The sequence below is a fragment of the Monashia sp. HAY1-5C genome (assembly GCF_056755255.1).
In genome coordinates, this window is the sequence record NZ_JBPGXG010000767.1 from 1 (window position 1) to 236 (window position 236).

The 236-nt window shown below is 62.7% G+C and carries 1 pseudogene; it reads right to left on the bottom strand.

What is annotated here, in order from left to right:
- Positions 1 to 206, bottom strand: a pseudogene (locus tag ACR9ZK_RS23480) (hypothetical protein); the annotation flags it as partial.
- Positions 207 to 236: the final 30 nt, after the last annotated feature.

Genomic DNA, 236 nt, shown 5'->3' on the forward strand with positions numbered 1-236 from the left:
CCCCCCCCCCCCCCCCCCTCCCCCACCACACAAACCCCCCCCCCAGATGTAGCTCCGTCTCGTGGGCTCGGAGATGTGTATAAGAGACAGCACCGGAGGAACCGGTTCTCCTCGAACTCGTCGTCGTCGCTCTCGCCCTGGGTCGCGAGCTTGACGGCCGTGTACACGAGGAAGGCACCGAAGATGTAGAACTGTCTCTTATACACATCTGACGCTGCCGACGACGGAGAGAGTGT